The organism is Frankia sp. CcWB2 (assembly GCF_977927585.1).
This window is the reverse complement of the sequence record NZ_CDWRCM010000024.1, coordinates 6225-11352: the sequence shown is the minus strand read 5'-3', so window position 1 is coordinate 11352 and position 5128 is coordinate 6225. Positions and strand designations below refer to the sequence as shown.

Here is a 5128-nt window from a genome sequence, read left to right as displayed (position 1 = left end):
TAGCCGGCCGCGAACCGGCGAAACGTCGTGTGCCAGAGGCTGCCGAGCATCGGAACGGCGCCGAGGGCGCCGGTGAGGGTACCGGTCAGCAGGGCGGGCGTGGCGATCGCGGCCGCGCCGAACAGCGCCACCCACGGCGCGGGGGACAGCGCGATCGCGGCCACCAGCCGCCGTGGTGGCACCTCGGCGAGTGGGCGCTGCGGTGCCTCGCCTACGTCCGGCGCGAATCCCGCGGCGGTGGCCAGCAGCTCGGCCCGCAGCCGCTGGGCGTGACCCACCGACAGGTACCGCAGGTCGGACCCGGAGTCGGTGTCCAGTTCGGAGCGTTCCCTGCCGGCGAGATCGAGCCGGAGGATGGCGAGCCCCGCGGCTCGGGCGAGAAGCGGTTGGATGATGTCCACCGCCTGTAACCGATCCAGCCGGACATGGCGGGTCCGTCGGACCAAAAGCCCGGTATCGAGCCGAAGATTGTCGCGTTCGACCCGGTAGCGGGTGAACCGCCAGGCGCAGTATCCGTAGATGCCGGCGGCGGGGATCAGGAAGATCAGGGTGAGCCCGATGATGCGGGGCGTGGCGTCGTCGGCGAGGTTCCTGCCGACCGTCGCCACGAACGCCGCGACGATCACCCAGCCGCGCAGGAACGGGGTGAGCGGATGCAGCCGGTGAAACCCGTCCTGGCCGGGGCGTGTCGCCCGAGCCGGCGCTTCGCCGGTGGTGGACCCCCGCTCGATTGTCACAGCCCGGCCGACCGGGCTTCACCGCGTTCGGTGAGCGCGTCACGTAGCCGTGCGGCCTCGTCCGGGGCCAGGCCGGGGATGACGGCATCGCTGTCCGCGGCCGCGGTGTGCAGCTGCACCTTGGCGATGCCGAAACGGCGTGCCAGCGGCCCGGCGGTGACGTCGACGAGCTGCATCCGGCCGTACGGCACCACGATCAGGCGACGCGTCAGCACCCCGCGGCTGATCAGGAGATCGTCCTCCCGCTCGGCGTAGCGCCAGGCCTGCCAGCGGAGGCCGATCGAGCGCCAGAGCCAGCCCGTCACGAGAACCGGCGCCACCGTGATCAGTATCCAGGGCCAGCCGCCGAACGCCGCCGTGATCAGCAGGGTGAGCGCCACCACCGGGACGGCTCCCACGATCAGGAGCGCCCGTCGAAGCCGCCGTAGGTCCGGTGGCAGGACCCGCCACTGCGCGGGATCCGGCAGAAGAGCGTCGTGCATTCCGCAACAATAAGTCGCACATCCGATACGTCCGGCCCGAATCGGCCGAGGAACCGGCGGCGCGCCGTCCCCACGATGGTCCTCGCCCGGTCTGCGGCGATTCGCCGGGAGGCCTGTCAGAGGGACTTGACGGTGGCGGCCTTGACCGTCAGACCCGAGCGGTCCGGCGCGGCGTCGACGAGCACCTCGTCGCCGTCCCGGATCTGCCCGCCGAGCAGTTCCCTGGCGAGCTGGTCGCCGATCGCCGTCTGGACCAGCCGCCGCAGCGGGCGGGCCCCGAACACCGGATCGTAGCCGACGTCGGAGAGCCATCCCTTGGCGGCGTCGGTGGTGTTGAGGGTGATCCTCCGGTCGAGCAGCCGGGCCCGCAGCCGATCGAGCTGGAGATCGACGATGCGGGCCAGCTCGTCCCGGCCCAGCTGGTCGAAGACGAGGACGTCGTCGAGGCGGTTGAGGAACTCCGGCTTGAAGGCGTCGCGCACGGCGACCATCACCGACTCGCGGCGCACCTGCGGGCTGAGCGTGGGGTCCGCGATGAACTGCGACCCGAGGTTCGAGGTCAGGATGAGGATCGTGTTGCGGAAGTCCACCGTGCGGCCCTGGCCGTCGGTGAGCCGCCCGTCGTCGAGAACCTGCAGCAGGACGTCGAAGACGTCCGGATGGGCCTTCTCGACCTCGTCCAGCAGGATGACACTGTACGGCCGGCGGCGGATCGCCTCGGTGAGCTGACCGCCGGACTCGAACCCGATGTACCCGGGCGGGGCGCCGATCAGGCGGGCCACCGAGTGCTTCTCGGCGTACTCGCTCATGTCGATGCGCACGATCGCCCGCTCGTCGTCGAAGAGGAAGTCGGCGAGCGCCTTCGCGAGCTCGGTCTTCCCGACCCCGGTGGGCCCGAGGAAGAGGAAGGAGCCGGTCGGCCGGTCCGGGTCGGCGATCCCGGCCCTGGCCCGGCGGACCGCGTCGGAGACGGCCCGCACCGCGTCGTCCTGGCCGATGACCCGCGCGTGCAGTGCGGACTCCATGCGCAGCAGCTTCGCCGTCTCGCCTTCGAGGAGGCGACCGGCCGGGATCCCGGTCCAGGCGGCGACGACCTCGGCGACATCGTCCGGGCCGACTTCCTCGTTGAGCATCGCCCCACCGGGGGAGTCCGCGCCGGCCAGCGCGCCGGTCGCCGCCGACAGCCGCTTCTCCAACGTCGGGATGGTGCCGTACCGCAGCTCCCCGGCCTTGGCGAGGTCGAGGTCGCGCTCGGCGAGCTCCGCGGCGCGCCGCGCGTTCTCCAGCTCCTCCTTGATCTTCTGAACTTCGGAGATCGAGTCCTTCTCCCGGTGCCAGCGGGCCGTCAGGCTCGACAGCTCCTCACGCCGGTCGGCGAGCTCGCGCTGCAGGCGCCCCCGCCGCTCGCGGGAGGCCTCGTCGTTCTCCTTGGACAGCGCCATGTCCTCGATCTCCAGGCGGCGCACGGCGCGCTCGAGTTCGTCGATCGCCACCGGCCGGCTGTCGATCTCCATGCGGAGCCGGGACGCGGCCTCGTCGACCAGGTCGATCGCCTTGTCCGGCAGGAAGCGTGCGGTGACGTAGCGGTCGGACAGGGTGGCCGCGGCGACCAGCGCGGTGTCGGTGATGCGCACGCCGTGGTGCACCTCGTAGCGTTCCTTGAGCCCGCGCAGGATGCCGATGGTGTCCTCGACCGTCGGCTCGCCGACGAGGACCGGCTGGAAGCGACGTTCCAGCGCCGGGTCCTTCTCGATCCGGGTGCGGTACTCCTCCAGGGTGGTGGCGCCGATCATGCGCAGCTCGCCGCGGGCGAGCATCGGTTTGAGCATGTTGCCGGCGTCCATCGCTCCTTCGGCCGCGCCGGCGCCGACGACGGTGTGCAGCTCGTCGATGAAGGTGATGATCTGACCCTCGGCCTCGCGGATCTCGTTGAGGACGGAGGTCAGCCGCTCCTCGAACTCGCCGCGCAGCTTGGAGCCAGCAACCATCGAACCGAGGTCGAGCGAGACGATGCGCCGGCCGCGCAGCGACTCGGGCACGTCACCCGCGACGACCCGCAGCGCGAGCCCTTCGACGATGGCCGTCTTGCCGACCCCGGGCTCGCCGATGAGGACCGGGTTGTTCTTCGTCCGCCGCGACAGCACCTGGATGACGCGGCGGATCTCGGCGTCGCGGCCGATCACCGGGTCCAGCTTGCCCTGCTGCGCACGCTCGGTGAGGTCGATGGAGTACTTCTCCAACGCGCGGTAGGAGCCCTCCGGGTCCCGGGTGGTCACCCGCCGGGCGCCGCCGCGCACCTTCTCGAAGGCGCCGCGCAGCGCGTCGGGGGTGGCGCCGGCGGAGGTAAGGATCCGCCTGGCCTCGCCCCCCTCCTCGGCGAGCGCCACGACCAGATGCTCGACCGAGGTGTACTCGTCACCCAGCTGACCGGCCTGCCGCTCGGCGTTGTTCAGCACCGCGATGAGCTGGCGGGACAGCTGCGGCGGGGACACGCTCATGCCCGTCGCGCGGGGCAGCCGCGTCACTGCGGCCTCGGCTCGGGAGCGCACCGTGTCGACCGAGGTGCCCGCGGACGCCAGCAGCGCCGCGCCGACCCCGTCAGACGCTTCGAGCAGTGCGGTGAGCAGGTGGAGGGGGTCGACGAGGGGTGACCCGTCGGCGGTGGCTCGACTGATCGCTGCGGAGAGTGCCTCCTGCGACCGGGCGGTGAGGCGTTCAGCGTTCATGGCGGATCCCAGATGGTCGGACGGCGTGCACCGTCGCTTTTTCAACGCTCAGCATACCTGAGTCGTTCCCACTCAACCTTGCGGGCGCGCCGCGATGAACCCCCTGCATCCGTTTGCCGGCTCTGCCCGGCCGGTCAGCGGCGGGGCAGCGGCCGCCAGACCACGAGCGCGCCGCGATCCACCGGGACGAGGTCGCGCCGGTGACTGGCATGCGCCTCGGCCACCGCGCGGTCCGTGTCGGCGCGGGACCGGGCGAGCTCCTCGGTGAGCTGACGCACCTGCGCCTGCAGCGCCATCACCTGGGCGCTCAACCGGAGGATCTGCTTGATCCCCTCCAGGTTGACGCCTTCCTCCTGGGACAACCGCTGCACCTCGCGCAGCAACGCCACGTCCCGGGCGGAGTAACGCCGCCCCCGCCCGGCCGTGCGCCCGGGCGTGACCAGCCCGAGCCGGTCGTAGGACCGCAGGGTCTGGGGATGCATCCCGGCGAGCTGCGCGGCGATCGAGATGACGTAGACCGGTGCGTCCTCGTCGTGGGCCGGGCCCGGCAGCGGGCCGGCGGGGTAGTAGCCCTCCGGCCGAATCTCGGTGTCCGGCCGAACCTCAGCGGGGGACGCCGCCGGTCCTCTCTGGAGCTGCCGTTCCCCTGTTCGCCCTGCTCCCATCGCTCGCCCTGCTCCCGTCGCTCGCCCGCGCCGGGCGGGCGGCGGGTCGGATGTGCGGTTCGGCCGCCCGGTCATCCGCCTGCCCCCATCCGTTCCATCAACGGCGCCCGTGGGTCCTCGGGATGGGCCTGGGCGAACTCCAGCAACGCCGTACGTGCCCGTGGCGAGAGATCACTCGGCTTCGGCACCGTCACCTCGAGCGTGACGATGAGGTCCCCGTTCCCGCCCCCGGCTGTGGGGACACCCCGCCCGCGGGCCCGCAGGCGTCGACCGCTGGAGGTCCCCGCCGGTACCTTCATCGTGAGCGGAGCACCGTCCAGGGTCGGCACCCGTATCGATGCGCCGAGGGCGGCCTCGGTGATCGTCACGGGGAGAGTGATCGCCAGGTTGTTCCCCTCCCGCTCGAACACCGGATGGCGCAGCACGTGCACCGTCACCTCGAGATCACCGGCCGGTCCGCCCCGTTCGCCGGGTATGCCACGCCCCCGGACCCGCAGCCGCTGTCCGTCGCTCACCCC

The 5128-nt window shown here is 72.0% G+C and carries 5 protein-coding genes; all 5 read right to left on the bottom strand.

Going from position 1 to position 5128, the window contains the following annotated elements:
- The coding region (locus ACY45C_RS04585) for a PH domain-containing protein (RefSeq protein ID WP_462186394.1) at nucleotides 1–737 on the bottom strand (737 nt) is incomplete at its 3' end.
- Entirely contained in the window at nucleotides 734–1219 is a 486-nt protein-coding gene (locus ACY45C_RS04580) for a PH domain-containing protein (RefSeq protein ID WP_462186393.1), read from the bottom strand. The genes ACY45C_RS04585 and ACY45C_RS04580, both read right to left, overlap by 4 nt.
- A 116-nt stretch (nucleotides 1220–1335) precedes the next feature.
- Nucleotides 1336–3945: an ATP-dependent chaperone ClpB gene (gene clpB, locus ACY45C_RS04575; protein ID WP_462186392.1), complete on the bottom strand. Its 2610-nt coding sequence runs from the start codon at nucleotides 3943–3945 to the stop codon at nucleotides 1336–1338.
- Between the two features lie 134 nt (nucleotides 3946–4079).
- Nucleotides 4080–4685 carry a heat shock protein transcriptional repressor HspR gene (locus ACY45C_RS04570; RefSeq protein WP_462186391.1) on the bottom strand — a complete coding sequence of 202 codons (606 nt, stop codon included), beginning with the start codon at nucleotides 4683–4685 and terminating at the stop codon, nucleotides 4080–4082.
- On the bottom strand, nucleotides 4682–5128 hold a 447-nt coding region (locus ACY45C_RS04565; RefSeq protein ID WP_462186390.1), incomplete at its 5' end, for a DnaJ C-terminal domain-containing protein. The genes ACY45C_RS04565 and ACY45C_RS04570, both read right to left, overlap by 4 nt.